The organism is Streptomyces sp. NBC_01352 (assembly GCF_036237295.1).
Lineage (GTDB): Bacteria > Actinomycetota > Actinomycetes > Streptomycetales > Streptomycetaceae > Streptomyces > Streptomyces plumbiresistens.
Genome location: NZ_CP108354.1, coordinates 8518868 through 8544055, shown reverse-complemented (window position 1 = coordinate 8544055; position 25188 = coordinate 8518868). Strand labels below are relative to the sequence as shown.

Genomic DNA, 25188 nt, shown 5'->3' with positions numbered 1-25188 from the left:
AATCCGGTGCGTGGGACGCCTGGGTGCCGGATCATGGCGGCATGTCTGCGAACCCACACGACGCTCTGCCGATCCGGCTCAACGTCGACGACAGCGACTCACCGTCCGATGTCGTCGACGCGCTGTTCCTCGGCCGCTTCGCGACGGGCGAGCAGCCGTACTCGCACGCGGCCAACATCGACCGCGTCCGCTCCGGGGCCACGCTGCTGCCGGCGGGCTCGCGGGTGCTGCGCGTGGCCCGCGACGACGACCGCAGCGCGACCCTCGCCGAGGGCGAGGGCTGGACGCTGCTGATCTCCCGCTGGAACCGCGGCGCCGACGTCACCGTGACGGCGACCAGCCCCGAACTGGCCGAGAAGGTCCTCGACCAGGCCACCGACGGCGCGGCGGACGAGCCCGAGCCACAGCCGGAGAACGTCACCATGGGCTTCTGGTACGTCTCCCCGAGGCGCGGCCCGCACCGCACCACCCGGCAGATCTCCGCGGGCACCTGGGACGAGGTGCGGGACAACTACACCGCGCCGGTCGCGGACGCGATGGACCGCCTGATGAAGACGACCCCGCAGGACATCGCGGGCCGTCTGCTGCTCCTGCACGGCCCGCCCGGCACCGGCAAGACCTCGGCGCTGCGGACACTGGCCCGGTCCTGGCGGGACTGGTGCCAGGTGGACTGCGTCCTGGACCCGGAGCGCCTCTTCTCCGACGTCGGCTATCTGATGGACATCGCGATCGGCGAGGAGGACGGCACGGGGAAGGGCCGCTGGCGGCTGCTCCTCCTCGAGGACTGCGACGAGCTGATCCGCGGGGAGGCGAAGCACACGGCGGGCCAGGCCCTGTCCCGGCTGCTCAATCTGACCGACGGTCTGCTCGGCCAGGGCCGCAACGTCCTCGTCGGCGTCACGACCAACGAGGACCTGGAGCGCCTGCACCCGGCCGTGGTCCGCCCCGGCCGCTGTCTGGCCCGCATCGAGGTGGGTCGGCTGACCCACCGGGAGGCGGTGAACTGGCTGGGCACCGAGGAGGGCGTGGGCCGCGAGGGCGCGACGCTGGCGGAGCTGTACGCGCTGCGCCGGGGCACCTCGCCGACCTCGGTACCGGAGCCCCGGCCGGGGGCGGACGCAGGGCTGTACCTGTAGTGCTTTGATGGAGGTATGACCCTGTTCGTCGGCACGTCGGGGTGGCAGTACAAGGACTGGCGGGGTGTTCTCTACCCCGCCGGGTGCCCCACCCGGCTGTGGCTGGAGGAGTACGCGACGCGCTTCTCGACGGTGGAGAGCAACAACGCCTTCTACCGGCTGCCGTCCCGGGAGACCTTCGAGGCCTGGCGGGAGCGCACCCCGCCGGACTTCGTCGTCGCCGTCAAGGCCAGCCGCTTCCTCACCCACATCAAGCGGCTGCGGGACCCCGAGGAGCCGCTGGACCGCCTGCTGAGCCACGCGGCGGGCCTGGGCGACCGTCTGGGCCCGGTCCTGCTCCAGCTGCCGCCGACCCTGCGCGCGGACGCGGGGCTGCTGGACGCCTGCCTGTCCTGCTTCCCGGCCGGCACGAGGGTCGCGGTCGAGCCGCGCCACGACTCGTGGTGGACGGACGAGGTGCGCGAGGTGCTGGAAGCCCGAGGGGCGGCCCTGTGCTGGGCCGACGTGCGGTCCCGCCCGGCGACCCCGCTGTGGCGCACCACCGACTGGGGCTACGTCCGCTTCCACGTCGGACGCGCCCGCGCCTGGCCGCACTACGGCCGGCAGTCCCTGAAGACGTGGGCCGAGCGGATCGCCCAGGCGTGGTCCGCGCGGCAGGACGTGTACGCCTACTTCAACAACGACCCGACGGGGGCGGCGGTGGAGGACGCGATGACCTTCGCGAGGGCGGCGCGGGCGGAGGGCCTGGACGTCACTCGAGTACCGGAGCACCTGGAACGGGCATGAGGTCCCGATCGTTGCGCGCCCCCAACGTCGTGCTCAGCTCTTTCCCCACCGCAACGGCGCCCAGCTCCTTCTCCACCGCAACGGCGCTCAGCTCCTTCTCCACCGCAACGGCGCCCAGCTCCTTCTCCACCGCAACGGCGCCCAGCTCCTTCTCCACCGCAACGGCGCTTAGCCACAACGGCGCATTCCGGCGGTGCCGAACCCCGCTCAGCCCTCCTCCGAAACCCGCCCAACCCTCCAAAGCCGAGCCCCGCTCACCCCTCCCGCCGGGCCCGCTCGCCCCTCCCGGCCGAGCCCCGCTCACCCTCCCGCCGAGCCCCGCTCACCCTCCCGCCGAGCGCTGCTCACCCCTCCCGTCGAGCCCCGCTCACCCTCCCGCCGAGCCCCGCTCACCCTCCCGCCGAGCCCCGCTCACCCCTCCCCGTAAGCCGCCCGCAGGGCATCCCGCACCGCCGCCAGCGCATCCGCCTCCGTGAGTCCCAGCCGCCTGGCCCGCTCCACGTAGGACTGGGCGGCCGACGCCAGCTCGCGTTCCGCCGCCGAGCCCGCGGCGGCGACGTACGTTCCGTTGCGGCCCCGCGTCTCGATCACCCCGTCCGACTCCAGTGCCCGGTACGCCTTGGCGACCGTGTTCGCGGCGAGCCCGAGGGACTCGGCCAGCCCGCGCACCGTGGGCAGCCGGTACCCGACCGGCAGCACCCCCGACCGCGCCTGCTCGGAGATCTGCGCCCGCACCTGCTCGTACGGCGGGGCGCTGTCATCGATGTGGATCTTCAAGGTCACGGGGTGATTGTCCCGCACCCGCCAGAAAATGAGAGGCACCGCGGTGCATCTCCCCCGTAGCGTGCGCGTACATGACTGTGACCGTCCGCGACCTCGTCCCCGAGGTCCGAGCCGACGTCGAGGGTTTCGCCCGCGTCCGCCATCTCGCGCTTCCCTTCTTCCTCGTCACCCCGGACTCCCTCGCCTACGACCTCGCACACGCCCGCCCCGAGGCCCACTACCGGCCCCTGGTCGCGGAGGAGGACGGCGAGGTCATCGGCACGGCCCAGGTGGGGCTCGTCCACGACAGTCCGGAGCCCGGCCTGGGCTACGTCAACGTGTACGTGCACCCCGGGCGGACACGCCGCGGCGCCGGCTCGCTGCTGGTCCACGCCGCCGAGCGGCACCTGGCCGACCGGGGCGCGACGAAACTCTTCGCCTGGGTGCTGGACGAGCCGGGCAACCTCGCCTTCGCCGAGCGGCACGGCTACCGCGGCAGCCGCTCCGCCCACTTCCTCCGCCTGGACCTGACGGGCGACCTGCCGCCGCTCCAGCCGCTTCCGCCGGGCGTCGAACTGCGCACGGGAGCCGACTTCGCGGCCGACCCGCGCCCGCTGTTCGAGCTGGACTCGGAGACGATGTCGGACGAACCGAGCGACATCGCCTACGAGTTCACCGACTACGAGGCCTGGCTGGCGGAGACCTGGTACAACCCTCTCTTCAGCCCCGAGCTGACCTCGGTCGCCGTGGCCGACGGCCGCCCCGCCGCCTTCAGCATGGCCCGCACGGACGGCGGCACCCGCTACGGCACCGTCATGACCGGCACCGCCCGCGCCTTCCGCGGCCGGGGCCTGGCCAAGCTCGCCAAGAACGACTCCCTGCACCGCGCCCGTGCCGCCGGATTCACGGAGGCGTTCACGGGCAACGACACCGGCAACGGCCCGATGATCGCGATCAACAAGTGGTTCGGGTACGAGATCTGCGCTACGGAGGTGCGGTATGTCCGCGAACTCGGCTGACCCCTCGGTCCTCCTGGACGTCGTCCTCGTCAAGGCGGGCCGTACGAAGATCCGTTACGAGGCCGAGCTCCTCGGCGACGACGGCACGCGGCTCGCCGTCCGCGCCCCCTGGGCCGGCGAGGGCGTCCGCGACTTCGGCTTCGTCCGCTTCGAGCCCGGCGACGTGTTCACCGAGTACTACTGGCGGGACCGCTGGTACTCGGTGAAGGAGGTCCGCGACGCGTCCGGTGCCCTGAAGGGCTGGTACTGCGACATCACCCGTCCCGCGACGCTCGTCGGAACCGAGCTGATCGTCGAGGATCTCGACCTGGACCTGTGGCGCTCCGCCGGCGGCGATGACGTACGGCGGCTGGACGAGGACGAGTTCGAGGAGAGCGGACTCTCGGAGAGGGACCCTCAGGCCGCGGCGGCGGCCGTCGCCGCCCTCGACGAGCTGGAGGCGTTCGCCACCGTCGAGGGCGGCCTGGAGTCGCTGCTCGCGTGAGGGGCCTTGAGCCGCTGGTGTGAACGGCGGGCCGCTGCTGATGTGAGCGGCCCGGCACCTCACACCGTCGCCACCACCGCATACCGCTCGTCCGCCACGTCTCTCCCCCACAGCAGCGCGTCGCCCGACAACCGGTCCACGCGCACCTGTCCGGCGAGCGGCGCGAGGAGTGCGGTGAGCCGGTCGGCGGGCAGCCCCACCGGACTCACCGCGCCCCACACACCCTCGACCAGCACCAGCCGCCCGCCCGGACGCAGCAGCTCCCGCCAGTGCCGCAGGGCACGGCCGGGGTCGGGCAGCGCCCACAGCACATGCCGTACGAGCACGACGTCGAAGCGCTGCTCCCCCACCGGTGGTGCCGCCGCGTCACCGGCCAGGAACACGGCGTCACGCCCGGCCAGCTTCGCTCGCGCGAGGTCGATCATGGCCGGGGAACTGTCCACGCCGGTGACACGGTGTCCCTGTTCGGCGGCGAGGAGCGACAGGCTGCCGGTGCCGCAGCCAAGGTCGAGGACGTCGGAAGGGCGCTCGGGCAGCCAGCCGCGCAACCGTCCGGCCCAGGCCTGGCGCACTTCCGGGTCGCGCAGGCCGTGGTCCGGCTCGTCGTCGAAGACGGCGGCCTGTGCGTCCCAGTCGACATCCGCCGAGGTCGTGCCGTCACTCTCGTTCGTCATGTGCCCAAGAGTGACACCCGCCACTGACAGTCGAATCGTGACAGCGGCCACTGACAGAACGCCAACCGATGAGGAACTCTCCCTGAACGGGTCTACCTCCGTGAGAACGCGGAACACGTAGACCGTGAAGGAGGCAGCCATGCGCCGTGTGACCGTGCAGAAGCCCCTGAAGAAGACGGACTCCCGCCAGGTCCGCGAGGAGGCCGACGAGCGCCCTTCGGGACGCCCGGAGGTCCGAAAGGACATCGCACGCACGTGGTGGCCGGACGGGTGAGGAGCCCAAGCTCCCTCAGTCCGAGTTGACTCAGTCCGAGTCCAGTCAGTCCGAGTCCAGTCAGTCCGAGTCCAGTCAGTCCGAGTTCGCTCAGCCCAGCCGCTTGCGATAGTGAATACGGTCGTACGGCCCATCGACGCGCCGCTCCACGACCTCGTACCCGTACTTCGGGTAGATCTTCTGGTTCTCCCACATCATCGCGTTCGTACAGAGCCTGACCTCGGGGAGACGCAGCGCACGCGCGCGTGCCTCCACGAAACGCAGCAGCCGTCCGCCCACGCCCGTCCCGTGCGCGTCGGGGTGGACGGCGATGCTGTCCAGGTACAGGTGGTCCTCGTACGCCTCGACCACCACGAGCCCGCTCACGGGCTCCCCCGTGACGAACACCTTCCCCTCGGCCACGTTCGCCGCGTGGTCCGCCTCCATGGGATGCGGCACCACCCCGATGCGCTCGATGTAGGGGTGGAACGCGGCGTCGGTGACGGCTTTCACGGCGGGCACGTCGGCCGGCGTCGCGGGCCGGATCTCCTCGTTCGTCATGAGGCGCACGCTACCTACCTCATCTGAGTCTCAGCACTCCCTTAAGGCGGCCATAAAGATCGTCGCCGACCGCCCCCAGCAGGCGTTTTCACGGTTTCTTTGATCCGGCACGCATCAGTTCCGGTTTCGAGGAGATCCCCCATGCCCGCACGCCGCAAGGCCGCCGCCGTCACCGCTCTCGGCCTGACCCCGCTCGCCCTGACCGCGCTGTCGGCCGCCCCCGCGTCCGCGCACGGTTCGATGGGGGACCCGGTCAGCCGGGTCTCGCAGTGTTACGCGGAGGGTCCCGAGAGCCCGGCGTCGGACGCGTGCAGGGCGGCGGTCGCGGCCGGCGGCACGCAGGCGCTCTACGACTGGAACGGCATCCGCATCGGCAACGCGGACGGACAGCACCAGGCGCTGATCCCGGACGGCAAGCTGTGCAGCGCGAACAACGACGCGTTCAAGGGACTCGACCTGGCCCGCGCCGACTGGCCGGCGACGAGCGTGAGCAGCGGGTCGTACACCTTCAAATACCGCGTGACGGCCCCCCACAAGGGCACCTTCAAGGTGTACATCACCAAGCCCGGTTACGACCCTTCGCAGCCGCTCGCCTGGGACGACCTGGATCTGTCCGACCCGGTGGCGACGGTCACCGACCCGGCCGCGTCCGGCGGTTTCTACACCTTCTCCGGCACCCTTCCCGAGCGCTCCGGCAAGCAGCTGCTGTACGCGGTCTGGCAGCGCTCGGACAGCCCGGAGGCCTTCTACTCCTGCTCGGACGTGGCGTTCGGCGGCGGCAGCAGCAGCGGTGACGGCGGTACGACGAGCAGCCCGTCCCCCGCCCCGACCGCCTCCGCTCCCTCCGAGGAGCAGATCGAGGACGGCGGCGACCAGTCGACGGTCGAGCACGACGGCCACGGTGACCAGGACGCCGGCACGTCGGCGGAGCCGGAAGCGGAGCTGGAAGCGAAGTCGGACGCGGAAGCGGAGCCCGTCGCGCAGACCCAGAGCTCCGTGCCCAACGAGCCGAAGGCGGCCGGCAGCACCGAGAACCTCGCCGAGACCGGCGGCGACAGCAGCACGCCGTACCTCGCCATGGGCGGTGCGGCGACGCTGGCGCTCGGTGCGGCGGTCCTGTTCGCCTCGGTCCGCCGGCGGGCGGTGAGCGGCGGCCGGCACGGTCGCTGATCCGAGGGGTTCCGGGGCCTGACCGGCGGCTCAGGCCGGACAGGCCCCGGCGGCACTCAGCCGACCGCCGACGCGCAGGTGGTCGGGGTGGCATGCGCCGGGTCGAGGGCGTTGGCCACCTCATGGAAGGCGATCCGGTCGAGCAGTCCGATCAGGGCGTGCTCGGACAGGTCGACGGGGCACAGGTCCTGGAGCAGGACGTTGCGTACGCCGGGTCCGCTGAGGAACTGGGTCCGGTACGGCGTGACCACCTCGTCGTACTTGGTGGCGAGCACCGTGTACCGGACGCCGGGCACGGTGTCGCCGCCCTCGTTGAGCTTGGTGAGGAAGGCGGAGCCGGCGACCTGGTCGGCGAGGGCGGGGGTGTTGGTGGTGAGCAGGTCCTCGATGCCGGGGAAGTACGGCAGGAGGTGGGTGAACCCGGCGAGTGTGGTGCCGTGGTTGCTGGGCGCGATGCCGACGAGGGCGTTCACCTTGGCGGCTCCGCCGAGGAACTTCAGGTAGTAGCGGGGCATCATGCCGCCCTGCGAGTGGCCGACGAGGTCGGTCTTCGCGGCGCCGGTCGCGGCGAGCACCTTGTCGACGTAGGTCTTCAGCTGCTCGGCCGACTTGTCGACCGGGCCGAGGCCGTGGACTAGGGGGACGCCGGGGAGCTGTCCGTAGTCGAGCGAGAAGACGCAGTATCCGCGGTTCTTCAGGTAGGGCGCGAGGCCCAGCCAGTTGTCGACGGAGTTGGCGAAGGTTCCGTGGACGAGGACGACGGGGCGGGGATGGGCGGCGGACGGCTTGCAGGAGTAGTCGTTCCAGCCTCTGCTGGGGGCGTCGGCCGCCTGGGCGGTGGTGGTGGCGGGGAGGATGGTGACCGCGGCGGTCAGCAGCAGCGCGGTCAGGGGTCTGAGCACTCGTTTCCAGGGCAGCATCGGGTGATCTCCTTGCGGCTCAAGGGAGTTGCGACGGCTCTACGCCCTGTGACCCGGATCACGAGGATGCTGTTCACTGTCAAGTTACGGACGAGTAGTGCGCTTGTGAAGTTACGCGTCAGTAAAAAACTTCCAGTGGTAACCGTGGACGGCTGGAGCCGCTGGGTGAACCACTGACGGATCGTCACCAGGCGGGCCTGATGGGACCATAGGGCGCAATGCGCCCCAATTGGTCGCGCAACGCGCGCACTCCACCCTCACCGAGCAGCGCCACCCACGCCCCCACGGCCTCCGCGGCCGCCTCCTCCGCCGCACGAGTACACGCCCACCCCCGCCCGGTCAGCACGACCAGCCGGGCCCTGGCGTCGTCGGGATGGGGCCGACGCTCGGCGTATCCCTTGCGCACGATCTCCTCGACCAGCTGGCTCGCGGCCTGCTTGGTCACCCCGAGGTGGGCCGCGAGTTCGGTGACCGTGGCCCCGTCCGGAGCGAGCCGGACGAACGCGAAGCCGTGCGCGGGCCTGATCCCCTCGAAGCCACGGGCCACGACACCCTCGTTGATGCGCTGCGTGAGCTCACCGGCGACGGCGAGCAGGGCGGCGGACAGGGCCATGGCTTCGGAGTTCTCCACGGAGGCATTGAAACACTCTTGACGAACTGGTCAAGCAGCTTGACCATGGAGCAATATAGTCAAGCTACTTGACCATTTGGCCCGTCCGACATTGGAGAGCCCCTTGCCCGTCATACGCCCGTCCGAAGCCGTCACCCACGAGATCCACGGCGCCCGCTTCGTCTCGTACGCCACTCCCCGCACCGGCAGCAGGGAGCTCTGCGCCTGGCGAGGGGAGATCCCGGCGGGGACCAAGGCGCCCGCACACACCGTCAACCGGGAGGAGATCTTCCATGTGCTCGGCGGCGAACTCCTGATGACCCTCGACGGCCACACCCACCACGTCACCGCGGGCGACACGGTGATCATCAACGCCGGGTCGACCCTCGCCGTCGAGAACCCGACGACCGAGGTCGCGGTCTCCTGGGTCACCACGTCCATCGGCCTGGAGGCAGAACTCGCCGACGGCACGCGGATCACGCCCCCGTGGGCCAACTGACTCCTCGGGCCCGTCCGGCGGATCAGGCCGCGGACGCGGGGTCAGGCACGCCCAGCTGCCGCGTGCCACCAGCGTTGATGAGGCCCCGCCGGTTTCCTGCGCGCCGATCCGCCGGCCAGGCGCTACGCGGCCAGCGTCCCCGGCATCACCGCCCGTGGCCCGAACTTCGCTCGCGCGCGGTCCGCGACCTCCTCGATGCGGCGGAGCTTCTCGTCCACGGGGTCGAAGGCGAGCTGGTAGGAGGCCTGTTCGGCGGGGCCGAGGGCCTCGGCGCGCAGGGTGACCGAGCGGACCCGGGCGCGCTGGAGGCCGAGGGCCTCGTACAGGCCGTAGGCCGCCTTCGTCAGCGCGGCCGAGTGTGCGGTCGGTTCCTTGAGGGTGCGGGTGCGGTTCGTCGAGGAGCGGTCGGCGTAGCGCACGGTGAGGGTCAGGGTGCCGCAGACCTTGTCGAGGGCGCGCAGCCGGGCGCCCAGTTCCTCAGCGGCCGAGAGCAGGGCGCGGCGGTGCCGGTCGGCGTCCAACTCGTCGCGGTGGAAGGGGCGTTCGGCGGCCAGCGAACGGGACACGGCGTTCGGCACGACCCGGCCGCGATCGATGCCGTTCGCCTTCTCGCGCAGCTCACGGCCGGCCTTCGCGCCGACCAGACGCTGGAGCGTGGACAGGGGTGCGGCGGCGACCAGGCCGAGGGTGTCGAGGCCGTACTCGCCCAGGGTGCGGGCGGTCGCGGCGCCGACGCCGGGGAGCGCGGCGACGGGCCGGCCGGCGAGGAACGCGGCGACGGCGTCCTCGGGCACCGCACAGGTCACCCCCGGCTCGGCGTCGCGCAGCGCGATGCGGGCCAGCATCGGGCCGGGCCCGGCGCCGATCACGCAGTCGACGCCGTGCAGGGCGAGCGACCGGACCCGGATCACCGACGCCAGCTCCACGGCGCTGCGCCCGAAGTACCGTTCGGCGCCCCGCAGATCGGCCAGCGCCCCGTCCGGCGGCAGCGCCTCGACGACGGGCGTGAACTCCTCGAGCAACCCGAGCAGCCCCGGCAGGGCCGCCTCGTGCGTCGGCGGCAGCTGGAAACGTACGCAGAGGATGGTCATCCCGCACTCCCCGGACTCTGATGCCACAACTTCCGTACCTTCGCGGGCTCTTCGCCCGCAGGGCGCAGATCGGCCCACGGATGCAGTTCGTATCCGGTGGGCATCTGGATTCGCCTGCCCCCTGTCGAATCCCCGCCCCCTTCCGGCACGGGCTCCGCCAGCCGTGCCGCCACCACGTCGAGCCCGCCCTCGGCGCGCAGTTCGACCAGTTCGGCGAGGTTCCAGGCGGCGGAGCCCACCACGCTGAGGCTGCGCGGGCCGCGGCGCTGCACCACCCCGCGCACCAGCAGCAGCCAGGAGTGGAAGACGGTGTGCGCGCAGGCGTCGTGGGAGTCGTCGAAGAAGGCGAGGTCGACCAGGCCGGTGCCGTCGTCCAGGGTGGAGAAGATGACCCGCTTGCCGGACCGGATCGGCGGCGTCTGGGTGGCCGCCTTGGCGCCCGCGACCAGCACCGTCTCCCCGTGCCGCGCCTCCCGCAGCCGCCGCGCCGACACCACGCCCAGCTCGTCGAGGAACGCCCGGTGGTCGTCCATCAGATTGCGCGAGGCGTCCATGGACAGCACACCCAGCTCGGCGCTCAGCTTCTCCGCCGAGGAGAGGTCGGGCAGCCCGGCCGGGGCCGTCTTGCGGCCGCCAGCCAGCGGGAGTTGGCCCCCGCCGCTGCCACTGCCCCGGGCTCCCCGGTGCAGCTCGGTCAAGTGCAGTTGCAGATCACGGCGGTTGGCGCCGAAGGCATCCAACGCGCCCACCTGCGCGAGTCGCTGGGCGAGCGGACGGCTCGGGCGGGCCCGTTCCCAGAAGTCGAGCAGCGAGGCGTACGGCTGCCCGTCCGCGACCCGCGCCGCCTCGGCCTCGCTGATGCCGTGGACGTCGGAGAGGGCCAACCGCAGCCCCCACACCTTCGATTCAGACACCAGTTCGATACGGTGGGCGACCGCCGACCTGTTCACGTCCAACGGCAGGATCGGCACCCCGCGCCGCCGCGCGTCCGCCAGCAGCAGCCGCTTCGGATACATCCCGGGGTCGTGCGTGAGCAGCCCGGCATAGAAGGCGGCCGGGTGGTGCGCCTTCAGCCACGCCGACTGGTACGTGGGTACGGCGAAGGCGACCGCGTGCGCCTTGCAGAAGCCGTACGACCCGAAGGCCTCGACGATCTCCCAGGTCCGCTGAATCGTTTCTGCGTCGTAGCCCTCGGCCGCCGCGTGCTGCGCGAACCAGGTCCTGATCCGCCCCTGCGACTCCGGGTCGGACAGCCCGCGCCGCACCTGGTCCGCCACCCCGCGCCCGCAGCCGGTCATGATGGCGACGATGTCGATGATCTGCTCGTGGAAGACGACGACTCCGTACGTCTCCTTCAGCGGCCCTTCCAGATCCTGGTGCGGATAACGCACCGGCGCCCGTCCGTGCCGCGCCTCGATGAACGGCCGCACCATGTCGGCGGCGACCGGACCGGGCCTGAAGAGCGAGATGTCGACGACGAGGTCGTGGAAGGTGGCCGGCTGGAGCCGCCCCACCAGGTCCCGCTGGCCCGGCGACTCGATCTGGAAGCAGCCCAGGGTCTCGGTGGAACGGATGAGTCGGTACGTGGCCGGGTCGCCGTCCGGCACCGCGTCCAGGTCGAGCCGCTCCCCCGTCGCCCGCTCCACCTCCGCGACCGCGTGCGCCATCGCCGACTGCATCCGCACGCCCAGCACGTCGAGCTTGAGCAGCCCGAGGTCCTCGACGTCGTCCTTGTCGAACTGCGCCATGGGCAGCCCCTCGCCGCTGGTCGGCATGACCGGCGTACGGGAGAGCAGGGAGGCGTCGGAGAGCAGGACCCCGCAGGGGTGCATGGCGACTCCGCGCGGGAGGGCGTCGAGGGACTCGACCAGCTCCCAGAGGCGTCCGTACCGCTCCTTCTCCCCCGCCAGCTGCCGCAGTTCGGGCAGCTCCTCCAGGGCCGCGCGGGCGTCACGGGCGCGGATGTGCGGGAAGGACTTGGCGATGCGGTCGATGTCGGCCGGGTCCATGGACAGGGCGGCGCCGACGTCACGGATCGCGTGCCGCACCCGGTAGGTCTCCGGCATCGCTACCGTCGCGACCCGCTCGGCGCCGAACCGGCCGATGATCGCGCGGTAGACCTCCAGGCGGCGCGCGGACTCCACGTCGATGTCGATGTCCGGCAGGGCGATCCGTTCCTTGGACAGGAAGCGCTCCATCAGCAGCCCGTGCGCGACCGGGTCGGCGTGCGCGATGCCGAGGAGGTGGTTGACGAGGGATCCGGCGCCGGAGCCGCGGGCGGCCACGCGGATGCCCATGTGCCGTACGTCGTCCACCACTTGAGTGACCGTCAGGAAGTAGGAGGCGAAGCCGTGGTGGGCGATGATGTCCAGTTCCTGGTGCATCCGCTCCCAGTAGGAGCGCTTCCCGGCGTAACCGCGCTGCACCATCCCCGCCGCCGCCCGGGAGGCCAGCGCCCGCTGCGCGGTGCGGCGGCCCGCGCCGACCAGGTGCGGTTCGGGGAAGTGGACGGTGCCGATGCCGAGGTCGTCCTCCGCGTCGACCAGGCACTCGGCGGCCGTCGCCCGGGTCTGTTCCAGCAGGCGGTGGGCGGTGTCGCGGCGGTAGCCGGCGGCTTCGACGACCCGCTCGGCGGCATGGACCATGGCACCCTCGCCCTTGAGCCAGGCCTCGCCGGAGTCCAGTTCCTTGGTCGCGTCGACGGGCACCAGGCGGCGGGCGGCGTCCAGGACGTCGGCGACCGGGCCGAGCCCGGGATCGGCGTACCGGACGGCGTTGCTGAGCACGGGCCGGATCCGCTGTTCGGCGGCGAAGCCGACGGTGCGGGCGGCGAGGCGCAAGGAGCCGGGTCCCGTACCTTTGCGGCCGTGCCAGACGGCTTCGAGGCGCAGGGCGTCGCCGTAGACCTCCCGCCAGGGGGCGAGCAGCTTGGCGGCGCGGTCGGGGCGTCCCGCGGCGAGGGCGCGGCCGACGTCGGAGGCGGGGCCGAGCAGGACGGTCAGACCGTCCGCCATGTTGTCGGCCCAGGGCAGCAGGGGCGTGCCCTCCCCCGCGTGCGAGGCCGTGACGAGCCGGCACAGGTCGGCCCAACCGCGGGCGCCGTCCCGGGCGAGGAAGGTGACGCGGGGTGTCGACTCGTCGATGAAGGCACCTCCGCGCACGGGGGTGCGGCGCCGCTCCTGCCGTCCGCGCCCCGGCACCTCCACCGCGAGGTCCACGCCGAACAGCGGGCGGACCCCTTCCTTCGCGCACGCCTTGGCGAAGCGGACCGTGCCGGCGAGGGTGTCGCGATCAGTGAGGGCGAGGGCGTCCATGCCCCGTTCGGAGGCGCGCTCGGCCAGACGCTCCGGGTGCGAGGCTCCGTATCGCAGGGAGAACCCGGAGACGGTGTGCAGATGCGTGAAACCCGGCACACGCACCTCCCGCACTCGTGAGCCCGACGGGCTCTCGAACATCTGTTCCCAACCACCTCACCCCCACCATAGACCAATTTTCGAATGTGTGTGCGACATCCGTTCGGGCCCGTCCCACCTGCGCAAACACCCCACGGACCGGACCGTGGGGGCATGACGCAGCCCACCGGTGCCGACCCTTCGCGCACCTCCTTCCTCGGCGAGGCGAGGGACACCGTCACCCCGCGGGCGACGCTGCTCGTGCTCGGCGCAGCGGCCGTCGACGGGGCACCGACTCGACCCACGCGTGGCGGCGGGTCGGTCCCGCACGACGTGAAAGTCCCGCCCCTCGCGCGCGGGGCGGGACTTTCACGAAACCGGACCGTCGTGCGTCAGCCGATCTGCGTACCGGTCGCGGACAGCGCCTCCGTCACCGGCTGGAAGAAGGTCTCCCCGCCCGAGGTGCAGTCGCCGCTGCCGCCGGAGGTGAGGCCGATCGCGCTGCTGCCCGAGAAGAGCGAGCCGCCGCTGTCGCCGGGTTCGGCGCAGACGTCGGTCTGGATCAGGCCGTTGACGATGTCGCCGCTGCCGTAGTTCACGGTGGCGTCCAGGCCGGTGACCGTGCCGTCGTGCACCTGGGTGGTCGAGCCGCTGCGGGTCACCTGCATACCGACGGTGGCCTCGGCCGCGCCGGTGATCTGCTGGGCGGAGCCGTCGTACAGGTCCACCTCGCTCGGGTGGTCCACGTCGGCGGTGTACTTGACGAGGCCGTAGTCGTTGTCCGGGAAGCTGGAGACCTCGTTGGTGCCGATCTCGGTGCCGCTGGAGTCCGACCAGGTGGAGATGGACTCGGTGCAGTGCCCGGCGGTGAGGAAGTACGGCTCGCCGCCCTTGACCACGTTGAAGCCGAGCGAGCAACGCCCGCCGCCTCCGGTGATGGCGTCGCCGCCCGCGATGAAGGGCTTGAACTCCCCCTTGGTGGTCTTGAGTTCGGCCGTGGCGCCGAGTTCGTCGACGACCTTGGTCAGCTTGGCCAGCTCGGCCTTGGAGACCGTGCGGTCGGCGGTGACCACGACCTTGTTGGTCGTCGGGTCGGTCGCCCAGGAGGTGCCGGGGATGGTCGCGTCCTGGGTGAGGGTGCTGCGGGCGCTCTTCAGCTCGGCGAGGGAGTTCTCGACGATTCTCGCCTGGGCGCCGGCCTCCTCGACGGTCTTGGCCGCGGCCTCGTCGAGCACGTTGACCACGAGGCTCTTGGTCTTCGCGTCGTAGAACGTACCCGCGGCGTCGGAGCCGAGGTCCTGGCCGAGCGTCGAGGCGAGCTTTCCGGCCGACAGGGCCGAAAGGACCTGGAGCTCAGGGGTGTTCGCCGGCTCGCTGGCGTTCGCAGTCTGGAAGGTGACTCCCGCGGCGACCAGTGCGGCGATGCCCGCACCTGCCACGGCGGCCCGCCGCCTGGGTATGCGTCGGTGCTTCAACTCGCGTCCTCCTGTGGGGGGTCGGTCCGGAGGATGTGGGGATCTCGCGGACCGGAAGGCTGGTTGACGAGCGCCTACTCTTCCGAACCCCACAGGGGGCGCACAAGGTCGACTTCCGGACGCGCGTAGAACGCGATTGCGCGCCCCCTCCGATTTTGACTGTCCACGGTCACCCCAGGCCCTTCGCGCTGCAAACACTACGTGCGAGTAACCTTCATCAGCCTGTGAGGTCTAGTCCTGTCTTGAAATCGACCCCTGCACATCGGAGTTCGGCCGGGGCTCAACGGACGGACGTTGCTCCTGCACCGGTTGCTGCGCCACGGGCGGCGCCTGCTGCACCGGCTGTTGCGCCCTCTCCAGGAACCGCAGCAGCTCCACCGGGAACGGCAGCACCAGCGTCGAGTTCTTCTCGGCGGCGACCGCCACCACCGTCTGCAGCAGCCGCAGTTGCAGCGCGGCGGGCTGATCCGACATCTCCTTGGCGGCCTCGGCCAGCTTCTTCGACGCCTGGAGCTCGGCGTCGGCGTTGATGACCCGGGCCCGCCGCTCCCGGTCCGCCTCGGCCTGGCGGGCCATGGACCGCTTCATGGTCTCGGGCAGCGACACGTCCTTGATCTCGACCCGGTCGATGGTCACGCCCCACTCCACGGCCGGGCTGTCGATCATCAACTCCAGCCCCTGGTTCAGCTTTTCGCGGTTGGAGAGCAGATCGTCCAGCTCGCTCTTGCCGATGATGGACCGCAGCGAGGTCTGCGCCATCTGCGCGACCGCGAACCGGTAGTCCTCCACCCGGACGACCGCCTCGGCCGGCCCGGTCACCTTGAAGTAGACGACGGCGTCGACCCGCACGGTGACGTTGTCCCGGGTGATGCCCTCCTGACCGGGCACCGGCATCGTCACGATCTGCATGTTGACCTTCCGGAGCTTGTCGATGCCCGGAACGATCATGGTGAAGCCCGGTCCGCGCACCTCCGACCGGAGTTTGCCGAGCCGGAAGACCACACCCCGTTCGTACTGTTTGACGACCCGCGCCGCGGCCATCACGTACACCGCTCCGGCAGACGCGAGCGTCACTCCCGCCGCCACCAGCTCCTCGACCATCACGGCCCCCAGGGTCCGATGTGACCGCCTGTATGTCGACGGTAACGCCGGTGCCGGACAAGGGCGAGCCCCCGCACGAGAGTTGCGTGCGGGGGCTCGTCTGCTGCTGGCTGCAGGCCAGGCCGTACGGGTGCCGGAGTTCGGCCGGGGCCTAGTAGACGCTGACGCCGTAGGCGCTGAGCGCCTCGGTGACAGGCTGGAAGAAGGTCGTGCCGCCGGAGCTGCAGTTGCCGCTGCCGCCGGAGGTGAGACCGTAGGCGGTGCCGTTGCTGCCGTACAGCGAACCGCCGGAGTCGCCGGGCTCGGCGCAGACGTTGGTCTGGATCAGACCCGAGACGATGTCGCCGCCGCCGTAGTTGACGGTCGCGTTGAGGGCGGTGACACGACCGCTGTGCGTACCGGTGGTGGAGCCGTCGCGGATGACGGTGGTGCCCACGGCGGGCGTGGCCGCGCGGGTGATGTCCACACCGTTGGCGGTGCCGGGCCTGCTGACGGACCCGGAGTACCGCACGATGCCGTAGTCGTTGCCCGGGAAGCTGGAGCCCGTGGTCGAGCCGATGACCGTGGTGCGGGCGGAGTTGGAGTACCAGCTGCCCGCGCCGTCGGTGCAGTGACCGGCGGTCAGGAAGTACTGGACGCCACTGCTGTTCTGGACGTTGAAGCCGAGGGAGCAGCGCCAGCTACTCGCATAGATGGCGTCGCCGCCCTGGATCAGCTTGTTGAACTTGCCGGGGGTCCGCTTGATCGTGAGCGCGTCGGCGGTGGTGCCCGCCTGCTCCTTGATCTTCGCGATCTCGGCCTGGGAGACCGTGCTGTCGACGGTGACGACGACACGGTTGGTCTTGCTGTCGACCGCCCAGGCGGTGCCCGGGATGTCGGCCTTGAGCACCGAACTGCTGGCGCTCTTGAGGGCGGTGGCGCTGAACGTGGTGGGGGCGTCGGACGCGTTCGCGCTGGGGATCGCGACGGCTGCGGCGGCGGCGAGTCCGGCGGTCACGGCGATCAGCCGGGTCCGTCTCGTGATGCCACTGCGGGGGGTGGTGCGCTTGATCCTCACTTTTCGTTCCTCCACATGGGAAGTCGGGGGCCCTCGTGGGGTCGGGCCCGTGAGGCGCAGCCAGGGTGCAGGGTGCCCGGATTCCGAACACGCCGTGCTCCTGACAAGCGCTGAGGGGGAGTATTCGGCCGAACGACCGGTCGACGCAAGGGCGCCTTTCGGCCGTCAAGCTTTGAACGATCTCTACGGTCTACGCGAGATGACTGCTTTTCAGAGCAGGTGCCGCTCCCCCGCCTCGACCGCGAGCTCCAGCGTGTTCCCCGGTGGCGGGAAAGGGCAGATGAAATGGTCGGCGAACGCGCACGGCGGCAGCAGCGCCCGGTTGAGGTCGACCGTCGTACGCCCGTCGGCATCGGGCGCGGCGGGCCGCAGGAACCGGAAGCGGTAACTGCCGTTCCCGCTCGTGGCATCGCCGAAAACCGCCCACAGCGAACCGTCGCCCTGGACCGTCACCTGAAGCGTCAGCTCCCGCCCGTCCAGACGGAAGGCCAGTTCCCCGCCGAGGCCGAGACCGCGCGCGCGTCCGTCCGCGTTCTCGACCCGTACGGTGCGGTCCTCGCCGTACGGCGTGAAGCGCCCCGGCACCGCCCAGCGCGGATCGTACGGCGTGGCCTCGATGCCCCGGAACGCCCGGCGGGCGGCGGAGGCGGGGTCGAAGTCGCGCACGCCCCACACGCCTTCACGCACAGCACGACCAGCCGCCGCTCGCCGTACGCCACCCGGGAGGCGCCGGCCGGGCCCCGGTCGGCGGTGAGCCGCACCGCACCGGCGAAGGGCTGCCCGTCCACGGTCAGGCCGTCCCGGTCGGCGGCCGTGAGGACGACCGCCTCGTCCTCGACGGTCCATGACCCGGTGATGTCCGGAAGTCGCCCGTCCGGATAGTCCGCCAGCCAGTGGGTGCCGGTCAGCGCGAGCGGCCCGTAGGGCGCCGCCACCGTCTCGGTGCGGTGCTCGTGCCACTGCTTCCACGCCTCGGACGCGTCCGTCGTCATGTGCTCAACCCTTCCCTGCCGGGCCGGAAAGCCCGAGGTGAGAGCGCAGGGTGGCGCCCTCGTATTCCGTACGGAAGGCGCCGCGCTCCTGCAGCAGCGGCACCACCCGGTCCACGAACTCGTCGAGCCCGCCCGGTGTGAGGTGCGGGACGAGGACGAAGCCGTCGGCCGCGTCCCGCCGTACGCACGCGTCGAGTTCGGCCGCGACCGCCTCCGGAGTGCCGATGAAGGACGGCCGGCCGCAGCCCGCCTCGATCACTGTCTGCCGGATGGACAGCCCCTTCTCCTTCGACAGCGCCCGCCACTTCTCGGCCACCGCCACCGAGTCACCGTGCCGCGGCCGCCCCTGCGCGATCGCCGGTTCCGGCACCGGGTCGATCTCGGGCACCGGCCCGTCCGGGTCGTACGACGACAGGTCGACGCCCCAGATCCGCTCCAGCGTGCGCAGGGCTTGCTGCGGGGAGATCTGCTGCCGCCGGATCCCGGCCGCCCGCTCCCGCGCCTCGGCGACGGTGTCGCCGAGGACGACGGTGACGGCGGGCATGATCCTCAGGTCGTCGGGGGTACGGCCGTACTTCTCCAGGCGCTTCTTGACATCGGCGTAGAAGGCACGCCCGCCCTCCAGGGTCCCGTGCCGCGTGAACATCACGTCGGCCGTGGCGGCGGCGGACTCCCGCCCCTCCTCCGAGTCCCCCGCCTGGAGGACGACCGGGTGCCCCTGCGGCGGGCGCGGGACGGTGAACTCGCCCGCGATGTCGAAGTGCCGCCCCCGGTGTGCGAAGGGCCGGGAGACTCCGTCCGGGGTCCAGGAGTCCCACAACTCCCTGGCGACGGCGACGAACTCGGCAGCGCGTGAGAAGCGTTCGGAGCGGTCCGGATGTCCCCCGCGCCGGAAGTTCTCGCCGGTGAAGGCGTCGGAGGAGGTCACCACGTTCCAGCCGGCCCGCCCGCCGCTGAGATGGTCCAAGGTGGCGAGTCTGCGGGCGAGTTCGTACGGCTCGTTGAAGGTGGCGTCGACGGTCGCGGCGAGTCCGAGCCGGTCGGTCACGGCGGCGAGGGCGCCCAGCACCGTGAGCGGCTCGGGGCGTCCGACCACGTCCACGCCGTCGATCCGGCCCTCGTGTTCACGCGGCCGCAGCCCGTCCGCGAGGAGGAGGAAGTCGAACAGGCCGCGTTCGGCGGTGCGGGCGAGATGCTCGAAGGAGGCGAACTCGATCCCGGGCCGGGAGGTGTTGTCGACGCCGGGAACCTGCGCGGCGAGGTGGATCCGCTTCCGCCTTGGGCGTTGCCGTGCGGTCATGACGTTCCCCCTGCCACGGCGTACTGGTTGGCGGGCCGGGCGAGCCCCAGGTGCTCCCTGAGCGTGCTGCCCGGGTAGAACGTGCGGAACAGTCCCCGGTGTTGCAGCAGCGCCACCGTGCCGTTGACGAGCCGCTCCAGGTCGCGGCGGGGCTCGGCGGGCGTGAGGTGGAAGCCGTCGGTGGCGCCGTCCGTGTACCAGGCGGCGATCAGCTCGGCGAGGTCGACGGGACCGCCCCGGTACAGCGGGCCCCGGGCGGTGGGCCGCGGGCCGCCCCCGCCGTGGCCGGGCTCGGCCGCGTACTCGCCGCCGCCGAGGTCGACGACGAGACTCGCGAGGACCCGCAGGTCGTCCGGGTTCCGTCCGAACGCCGAGGCGGTCTCCCGGAGTTCGTTCCGTACGGCGGCGAGCTGCGCCGGGCTCACGGCGCGGACGAGCGCCACGTCGGCGTACCGGGCGGCGGTCCCCCGGGCGTGCTTCTCGGTGGCGTCGACCACGCGCACCGGGTGGCCCTGCGGGGGTCTCGGCACGGTCGAGGGACCCTGGACCGAGAAGGTGGAGCCGGTGAAGTCGACGTGGTGCAGCGTGCCCCGGCGGTTGAAACGGCCGGTCGCCGCGTCCCGTGTCCCGGCGTCGTCCTCCCGGCTGTCCCACAGCCTGGCCGCCACCTCGGCGACTTCACCGGCCTCCTGCCACAGCGCGTCGGGCGGGGCCGCGTTCCGCCGGCCGAAGAGACGGGCCTCGCCCTCGGTGGCCGACACGTCGATCCGCCAGCCGGCCCGGCCGCGGCTGACCCAGTCGAGGGTCGCGACGGACGCCTGGACGTGGAAGGGCTCGGTGTGCGTGGTCGTCACGGTGGGCACCAGGCCGACCCTGCCGGTCGCGGGCGCCACCCGGGACAGCACGGAGAGCGCGTCGGGGCCCGGGCGGGCGAAGGCGTCGTCCAGGGTCACGAAGTCGAGGCCGCCGCGTTCGGCCAGTCGCGCCAGAGCGACGTAGGAGTCGGCGTCGTACACGCTCTGCTGGTCGACGGCGGCGGCCAGGTGCAGCAGGCGCCGGCCGTGCGATGAGGTCATGGGAAAGAAACCCTTCTTGGCAGGCCCCAGAGGCCCTTGGAGTCTCAGAGGTCCTTGGAGTCTCAGAGGACCTTGGAGAGGAAGGCTCGGGTCCGCTCGTGGCGCGGCGCGTCCAGCACGTCACCGGGCGCGCCCTGCTCGACGATCCGCCCGTCGTCCATGAACACCACGGTGTCGGCGACCTCGCGGGCGAACCCGATCTCGTGGGTGACGACGATCATCGTGGTGCCCTGGTGGGCCAGATCCTTGATGACGTCGAGGACTTCACCGACCAGCTCGGGGTCGAGCGCGGAGGTCGGTTCGTCGAAGAGGAGCAGCCTGGGCTCCAGCGCGAGCGCCCGGGCGATCGCCACCCGCTGCTGCTGTCCGCCGGAGAGGTGCCGGGGATAGGCGTCGGCCTTCTCGGCGAGTCCCACCCGGTCGAGCAGGCGGCGCGCGCGCTCGACGGCGTCCTTGCGGGGCCGCTTCAGCGCGGACACCGGCGCTTCGGTGATGTTGTCCAGCACGGTGAGGTGCGGGAAGAGGTTGAAGTTCTGGAAGACGAACCCGATCCGGGTGCGCTGCCTCAGCACCTCGCGCTCGCGCACCTCGTACAGCCGGTCGCCGGAGCGCCGGTAGCCGACCAGCACCCCGTCCACGCTGATCGCGCCCCGGTCCACCTTCTCCAGGTGGTTGATGGTGCGCAGCAGCGTCGACTTGCCGGAGCCGGACGGGCCGAGGATCACGGTGACCTCGCCCGCGCGCACGGCGAGGTCGATGCCCTTGAGCACGTCCAGCGAGCCGAAACTCTTGTGGACGGACCTGATGTCGACCATGACGGTCATGGCGGATTCCTCACGGTAGAAGCTGGGGTGTCTCACGCGGCCGCACGCCCGTAGAGCGCGCTCAGGAACGTCAGCGCGGCCCGGGCCGTCGCGTCGTTCTGCCGGAACGCGGGCCCGCCGGTGCGCGGCCGGGTGAAGGCGCCGGGGGCGCGGGCGTCGGTGTGCGGCCCGAGGGCGAAGCGCCGGGGATGCGGACGGCCGGCCAGGTCGAGGATCCGCCCGTCGGCCGGGTCCACCCGGAGCAGCCCGTCCGGCGTCTCGGCCACCCCGTCGGCGTGCAGCTCGCGCAGCAGCGGGTCGCGGGCCCGCGCGAGAGTCGGCCCGGGCAGCCGCGCCTCGACCAGCGCCCGGGCCTCGACGACGGAGTCCGGCACGGTGGCGCTCGACGCCCGGAACACCCCGCCCTCGGCGCTGACGGTCATGTCGGCGCCGAGGAACCTCACCACGCCCGCGCGGGACAGGGCGAGCAGCTGCCGCAGCCGGGGCCCGGGCGGCCCGGAGGCCAGATAGCTGAAGAACCCGTGCCACCAGGGCCCGATGTCCCCGAGCCGGACCAGCTGGCCGTAGACGGAGAGCAGCCCGAGGAAGACCGCCAGGTCAGGGCTGCGGGACGGATCGTGACGGCGGCTCAGGTCACCCTCGACATACCCGCGCAACCCCTCCTGGAGCTCCTCGTACGACCCGTACCGCACCCCCTCCAGCGGATGGTCGAGCGCCGCGAGGTCGAGCCGGTCGGCGGGATCGGGCACGGCGGACGCGACCAGGGCCGCCCGCCCGGCCGGGTCGTCGACGGCCGCGTACTTCTCCTCGAAGACGCTCCAGACCTCGGTGGTCCGCTCGGGGTGGACCGTGAAGAGCCGGTGGTAGTGCGCGAAGCCCAGCTCCTTCTCCACCAGCGGCCACACGTCCCGCCGGAAGTCGAAGCCCCCCGGCCGGGCGAGCAGCCCGTCCACCTCGGCGGGCCCGAAGAACCTGGGCAGCGGCGGCCGTTCACCGGTCCAGTCGTACCCGATCTTCGAGTGGTACGGCACTCCGCGCCGCGACCCGACGTACAGGACCGGCTCCTGCCCCGAAGGCACGTACGTGTCCCCGGCGTACCGCCCGCCCCGGCCCTCGGTGAGCAGTGCCATCAGGTCGACGAAGGCGAGCCCGAAGCCGCGGACGAGGACGGGTTCGCCGGGTGCGAGCGGGGACAGGTCGCTGTCGGCGGTGAAGTCCGGCGGGAGGTGGACGAGGCCGTGCTCGCGGGCGTACGCCGCCAACGCACGTTGCTCGTCGTCGAGTTCGGCGTCCAGGTGGCCGAGGGCGAGCACCACGAGGTCGGCGAGGAGCGGGCGCGCGCGGCCCTCCAGCCACACCTGCTGGCGCCCCTTCGACGGCCCGCCGACCCGCAGGGCACGGCGTGGATGGTGGTGGACGACGACACCCGGCGGCAGCGCGGCCACCGCCCGCTCGTGCACCCAGCTCAGGTAGGCGCCCTGGAGCCGCCGGTCCGCGAAGGTACGGCCGTCGATGCCGGCCCACTCGTGCAGGGTGGGGCCCTCCCGCACGGGCCCGGCCATGTCGACCGTGTCGTCGGTGAACATGGTGACGTCCTCGGCGTGCGAGTTCATCCACAGCAGCGGCGACTGGGCCGGGCGCCAGATGCGTCCGGCGCCCGGCGGATGCGGGTCGACCAGGTGGATGTCGAGGCCCGAACCGGCGTACAGCTCGGGCGCGTTGGCGGCGATCCGCTCGATCAGACCGGTCCCCCGCGGCCCGGCCCCGACGATCACGAGAGCGGGCCTCATCGGATGCTCCCCGAGTCGGTGCCCCGTGCGTAGTGCCGCTCGACGTAGTGCTGGCCGACGCTGAGCACCGAGGTGACGACGGTGTACCAGACGGTGGCCACCATCAGCAGCGGGATGACCTGGTAGGTGCGGTGGTAGACGAGCTGCACCGAGTAGAGCAGGTCGTGGACCGCGATGACGCTGACGATGGAGGTGCCCTTGAGGGTGCCGATCAGCATGTTGCCGGCCGGCGGCACGATGGAGCGCATCGCCTGCGGGAGCACGATCCGCCACCAGCGGCGCCATCGGCTCAGGCCGAGCGCCTGCGCGGCCTCGATCTGCCCGCGGTCGACGGAGAGGATGCCGCCGCGCACGACCTCGGCGGCGTACGCGGCCTCGTGCAGGGTGAGGCCGATGACCGCGACGGTGACCGGGCCGAGCAGGTCGACCGTCCTCACGCCGAGGATCTGCGGGTACAGCGCCCCGATGTTGAACCACAGCAGCAGCTGCACCAGGATCGGGATGGACCGGAACAGCCAGACGTATCCCCAACTGACGGTTCTGAGCACGGGGTTGGCCGACAGCCGGAACGCGGCGAGCAGCGTGCCCAGCGCGAAGCCGAGCACCATGACGACCGCGGTGAGCCACAGGGTGAGCCACAGGCCGCGCAGCACGGCGTCCGTGGTGAAGTAGTCGGCGACGACGTCCCACTGGAAGGCCCGGTTGCGCAGGACGGAGTTGACGGCGAGCGCCAGCAGCGCCATGACGGCGACGGCGGCCGTCCACTGGCCGAACCGGCGTTGCGGGACGATCCGCAGGGAGTCCGCGGGCTCCGGGATGTCCGGTGCGGCGGGGGATGTGACGAGGGTGTCGGAGGACATGCGAAGGCTCCGTGGCAGCGAGTCGGTCGAACTCGGGCGTGCCTTCACACGGTTGCGGCCGAGCCCCTCAGCAGGGCCGCCCTTCGAGAGTACGGGTGCGTTTCCCCTCTCTGTCAAGGCTGTCCGGACTGTGAGCCGTACGTCTCAAGTCGGTTGACGCTCCACCGGATGCCTGTTCCACTTGGCCCATGCATCCACAGCAGTGGCTGGTCAAGCGCTCCCACATCGACTTCGGTCGCGTGTGGTCCTCTTCCTGTTGAGCTGACCCACTGCGCGCCCTGATCCGCTGATCACCGATCCGGCCGGGCGCTCTCGCGTTCTCCCCTTCGCGTTCACACGCGTTCGCCTTCACACGCGCGCCTTCCCCTCACCCAGCGCTTCCCGCTCCCAGGAGACCGCTTCCCGATGCGCACGCCCACGCATGCCCGAAACACGTTCATCATCCCCTTTGCCCTGATCACCGCGGCGACCCTGCTCCTCACCGCATGCGGTTCCGGCACGGACGACACCGTCAGCACCTCCGCCCGGTCCGACCAGGTCCCGACCGCGGACGTCGTCTCGGCCGTCAAGAAGGACGAGGCGGCCGCCAGGCTCCTGCCGTCCGGTGCGTCGAGCCTCACCCTCGCCGTCAGCGTCTCCGGCCAGCCGCCCGGCACCTCGATCCTGGACGACGGGAAGACCCTGGCCGGCCAGGACGTCGACTTCGCGCATGCCGTCGCCAAGGTCCTCGGCGTCAGGCTCAGGACCGAGCAGGCGAGCTTCGAGGCGATCCTGCCGGCCCTCGACAGCGGCAAGTACGACCTCGGCGTCGGCAACTTCGGCGTGACCGACGAACGCCGCAAGACCATCGACTTCGTCACCTACATCAACGACGGCCAGGGCTTCGCCGCCCGCAAGGACAGCAAGCTCTCCCAGGTCACCGACCTCAAGCAGCTGTGCGGCCTGAACATCGCGACCGGCGCGGGCACCACCTTCGAGGCCACCCTGGAGGACAGCAGGCACCTGTGCGCCGACGCGGGCGAGAAGGCGTACGAGGTGCAGACCTACAACGAGCAGGGCGCCATCTGGTCCTCGCTCCAGCAGGGCCGCAGCGACGTCGTGATGTCCACGATCAACGGCCTGCGGTACGCGGTCGCCCGCCAGGAGGGCGTGAAGTTCCTCAACGAGTTCCACCGCCTGGACGTCGGCTTCGCCTTCAAGAAGGGCACCGAGCTGGCCCCCGCCTTCCAGGCCGCGGTGAACAGGCTCATCGCGGACGGGACGTACGACAGGATCCTGAAGAAGTGGGGGACGACAGGCTCGGCGATCACCAAGTCGGAGATCTCACCGCCGGAGCTCAAGGACTGACCGGAGCGC

24 protein-coding genes and 1 pseudogene are annotated in these 25188 nt (G+C 71.6%); 8 read left to right on the top strand and 17 right to left on the bottom strand.

What is annotated here, in order from left to right:
• Window positions 1-41 precede the first annotated feature (41 nt).
• Both OG252_RS39300 and OG252_RS39295 read left to right on the top strand, forming a co-directional pair.
• Window positions 42-1136, top strand: coding sequence for a DUF5925 domain-containing protein (locus OG252_RS39300; protein WP_329342177.1), 1095 nt, complete (start codon window positions 42-44; stop codon window positions 1134-1136).
• Window positions 1137-1151: 15 nt separating this feature from the next.
• Window positions 1152-1922, top strand: a complete 771-nt coding sequence (locus tag OG252_RS39295; RefSeq protein ID WP_329342175.1) for a DUF72 domain-containing protein — start codon at window positions 1152-1154, stop codon at window positions 1920-1922.
• Here OG252_RS39295 and OG252_RS39290 read toward each other — a convergent pair.
• The gene (locus tag OG252_RS39290) at window positions 1888-2079 is read right to left on the bottom strand and encodes a hypothetical protein (protein ID WP_329342173.1); all 192 of its coding nucleotides are present in this window, start codon (window positions 2077-2079) and stop codon (window positions 1888-1890) included. The two genes, OG252_RS39295 and OG252_RS39290, sit on opposite strands and share 35 nt — an antisense overlap.
• 254 nt (window positions 2080-2333) lie before the next feature.
• A complete protein-coding gene (locus OG252_RS39285) occupies window positions 2334-2705 on the bottom strand; it encodes a GntR family transcriptional regulator (protein WP_266442211.1) in 372 nt (123 codons plus the stop codon).
• Between the two features lie 71 nt (window positions 2706-2776).
• On the opposite strand from OG252_RS39285, the gene OG252_RS39280 reads away from it, so the two are divergent.
• Window positions 2777-3703, top strand: coding sequence for a GNAT family N-acetyltransferase (locus OG252_RS39280; protein WP_266442209.1), 927 nt, complete (start codon window positions 2777-2779; stop codon window positions 3701-3703).
• A complete protein-coding gene (locus OG252_RS39275; RefSeq protein ID WP_266442207.1) occupies window positions 3684-4187 on the top strand; it encodes a DUF402 domain-containing protein in 504 nt (167 codons plus the stop codon). Before OG252_RS39280 ends, OG252_RS39275 begins: the two co-directional genes overlap by 20 nt.
• Before the next feature lie 59 nt (window positions 4188-4246).
• Here OG252_RS39275 and OG252_RS39270 read toward each other — a convergent pair whose 3' ends face one another.
• Window positions 4247-4861: a class I SAM-dependent methyltransferase gene (locus tag OG252_RS39270; RefSeq protein WP_266442205.1), complete on the bottom strand. Its 615-nt coding sequence runs from the start codon at window positions 4859-4861 to the stop codon at window positions 4247-4249.
• Window positions 4862-5000: 139 nt separating this feature from the next.
• Here OG252_RS39270 and OG252_RS39265 point away from each other — a divergent pair, with 139 nt between their 5' ends.
• Window positions 5001-5135 carry a hypothetical protein gene (locus OG252_RS39265; RefSeq protein ID WP_266442203.1) on the top strand — a complete coding sequence of 45 codons (135 nt, stop codon included), beginning with the start codon at window positions 5001-5003 and terminating at the stop codon, window positions 5133-5135.
• A gap of 90 nt (window positions 5136-5225) precedes the next feature.
• On the opposite strand, the gene OG252_RS39260 is transcribed toward OG252_RS39265, so the two are convergent.
• On the bottom strand, window positions 5226-5675 hold the full coding sequence (locus OG252_RS39260; protein WP_266442201.1) for a GNAT family N-acetyltransferase: 450 nt from the start codon (window positions 5673-5675) through the stop codon (window positions 5226-5228).
• A 141-nt stretch (window positions 5676-5816) separates the two neighbouring features.
• On the opposite strand from OG252_RS39260, the gene OG252_RS39255 reads away from it, so the two are divergent.
• Window positions 5817-6845 (top strand): lytic polysaccharide monooxygenase auxiliary activity family 9 protein, encoded by a 1029-nt coding sequence (locus OG252_RS39255; protein WP_329342168.1) that lies wholly within the window; start codon window positions 5817-5819, stop codon window positions 6843-6845.
• A 56-nt stretch (window positions 6846-6901) separates the two neighbouring features.
• On the opposite strand, the gene OG252_RS39250 is transcribed toward OG252_RS39255, so the two are convergent.
• Window positions 6902-7765 (bottom strand): esterase/lipase family protein, encoded by an 864-nt coding sequence (locus tag OG252_RS39250; protein WP_329342166.1) that lies wholly within the window; start codon window positions 7763-7765, stop codon window positions 6902-6904.
• 184 nt (window positions 7766-7949) lie between these two features.
• On the bottom strand, window positions 7950-8396 hold the full coding sequence (locus OG252_RS39245; RefSeq protein WP_329342164.1) for a MarR family winged helix-turn-helix transcriptional regulator: 447 nt from the start codon (window positions 8394-8396) through the stop codon (window positions 7950-7952).
• Between the two features lie 103 nt (window positions 8397-8499).
• Here OG252_RS39245 and OG252_RS39240 point away from each other — a divergent pair, with 103 nt between their 5' ends.
• On the top strand, window positions 8500-8874 hold the full coding sequence (locus OG252_RS39240) for a cupin domain-containing protein (RefSeq protein ID WP_329342162.1): 375 nt from the start codon (window positions 8500-8502) through the stop codon (window positions 8872-8874).
• 122 nt (window positions 8875-8996) lie between these two features.
• Here OG252_RS39240 and OG252_RS39235 read toward each other — a convergent pair whose 3' ends face one another.
• From OG252_RS39235 to OG252_RS39185, 11 genes and pseudogenes are all read right to left on the bottom strand, one after another.
• Window positions 8997-9965, bottom strand: a complete 969-nt coding sequence (locus OG252_RS39235) for a DNA polymerase Y family protein (protein WP_266442188.1) — start codon at window positions 9963-9965, stop codon at window positions 8997-8999.
• Entirely contained in the window at window positions 9962-13378 is a 3417-nt protein-coding gene (locus tag OG252_RS39230) for a DNA polymerase III subunit alpha (protein WP_329342160.1), read from the bottom strand. The genes OG252_RS39235 and OG252_RS39230 overlap by 4 nt, the downstream gene beginning before the upstream one ends.
• A gap of 371 nt (window positions 13379-13749) precedes the next feature.
• A complete protein-coding gene (locus OG252_RS39225; RefSeq protein WP_266442182.1) occupies window positions 13750-14832 on the bottom strand; it encodes a S1 family peptidase in 1083 nt (360 codons plus the stop codon).
• Between the two features lie 231 nt (window positions 14833-15063).
• Window positions 15064-15933, bottom strand: a complete 870-nt coding sequence (locus OG252_RS39220) for a slipin family protein (RefSeq protein ID WP_266448714.1) — start codon at window positions 15931-15933, stop codon at window positions 15064-15066.
• 151 nt (window positions 15934-16084) lie between these two features.
• Window positions 16085-16990, bottom strand: coding sequence for a S1 family peptidase (locus OG252_RS39215; RefSeq protein WP_266442180.1), 906 nt, complete (start codon window positions 16988-16990; stop codon window positions 16085-16087).
• 210 nt (window positions 16991-17200) lie between these two features.
• Window positions 17201-17982, bottom strand: a pseudogene (locus tag OG252_RS39210) (DUF1684 domain-containing protein).
• Between the two features lie 4 nt (window positions 17983-17986).
• Window positions 17987-19282, bottom strand: a complete 1296-nt coding sequence (locus OG252_RS39205) for an NtaA/DmoA family FMN-dependent monooxygenase (protein ID WP_329342157.1) — start codon at window positions 19280-19282, stop codon at window positions 17987-17989.
• The gene (locus OG252_RS39200) at window positions 19279-20358 is read right to left on the bottom strand and encodes an LLM class flavin-dependent oxidoreductase (protein ID WP_329342155.1); all 1080 of its coding nucleotides are present in this window, start codon (window positions 20356-20358) and stop codon (window positions 19279-19281) included. Before OG252_RS39200 ends, OG252_RS39205 begins: the two co-directional genes overlap by 4 nt.
• A 62-nt stretch (window positions 20359-20420) precedes the next feature.
• A complete protein-coding gene (locus OG252_RS39195) occupies window positions 20421-21182 on the bottom strand; it encodes an amino acid ABC transporter ATP-binding protein (protein ID WP_329342153.1) in 762 nt (253 codons plus the stop codon).
• Window positions 21183-21214: 32 nt separating this feature from the next.
• Window positions 21215-22972, bottom strand: coding sequence for an FAD/NAD(P)-binding protein (locus tag OG252_RS39190; RefSeq protein WP_329342151.1), 1758 nt, complete (start codon window positions 22970-22972; stop codon window positions 21215-21217).
• Window positions 22969-23832 (bottom strand): amino acid ABC transporter permease, encoded by an 864-nt coding sequence (locus OG252_RS39185; RefSeq protein WP_329342149.1) that lies wholly within the window; start codon window positions 23830-23832, stop codon window positions 22969-22971. Before OG252_RS39185 ends, OG252_RS39190 begins: the two co-directional genes overlap by 4 nt.
• Window positions 23833-24237: 405 nt before the next feature.
• Between OG252_RS39185 and OG252_RS39180 the strand changes: the two genes are divergently transcribed.
• Window positions 24238-25179, top strand: coding sequence for an ABC transporter substrate-binding protein (locus OG252_RS39180; RefSeq protein WP_266442169.1), 942 nt, complete (start codon window positions 24238-24240; stop codon window positions 25177-25179).
• Window positions 25180-25188 lie beyond the last annotated feature (9 nt).